General features: G+C 36.8%; 1 protein-coding gene. It reads right to left on the bottom strand.

Features of this window, described 5'->3' with window-relative positions; all coding sequences use genetic code 11:
* Window positions 1-610: phage integrase N-terminal SAM-like domain-containing protein (locus tag MSP8886_RS21800; protein ID WP_245659175.1), on the bottom strand; the 610-nt coding region annotated here is incomplete at its 3' end.
* Window positions 611-736: the final 126 nt, after the last annotated feature.

The following is a 736-nucleotide window of genomic DNA, read 5'->3' as shown; positions in this document are numbered from 1 at the left end:
TAAGTCCTGAGCCATATAGCAATGAGAACATTAAGTGATCCCGTTCATTCAAGCAGCTTAGTATTTTCTGAATGTCGTTAGGTGCTAAAACAATGGGTAAGCGCCGACCTTGTTTAGCATGCTGAAATCCTAAGTCTCCTAATGGTTGATCAAGTAACTTGTTATATAAAAATGCGAGGGCATTAAGGGCAGATTTTTGTGTGTTAATTGCAACATTTTGTTCAATTGCCAAAAATGATAAAAACGCTCTTACTTCTTCTGCCCCCATATTTTGAGGGTGCTGCAGCTTATGGAATCGAATAAAATATTTAATCCAATACAGGTAAGACTTCTCTGTTTTTAAGCTATAGCCGCGCAGCCTGAGTTCATTACGAATAAAGTTAAGAAAAGGGCTGGAAGACATCACACACTCCTTGTGGATAATTGACCTAAATCTGTATAAATATACAGTATATTTTTTAGCTTGCCAATTTTTGGCACGGATTGTCTGAAAAATAATCAAAAAATTGCGTGTCTGCACTGGTAGCATGCCTGAAAGTCTTTTAGTATCAATGAATAAGAATATCCGCATCAGAAATAACGCGCTGTGGATAAATGTGTAAACGCGCATGCTCGTTTTTCCATTTTCAGTTTCTGTGAGTAATTTCGTAAAGTAACTTTGATTCAGTTACTTACGGCGTTCATTAGAACTTTTTGGAATTGTCTAAACGCGCATGCGCACTATTAAAATGTTATG

It is taken from the genome of Marinomonas spartinae (assembly GCF_900089775.1).
Classification (GTDB): Bacteria; Pseudomonadota; Gammaproteobacteria; order Pseudomonadales; family Marinomonadaceae; genus Marinomonas; species Marinomonas spartinae.
This window is presented reverse-complemented; position numbering and strand designations above follow the sequence as displayed.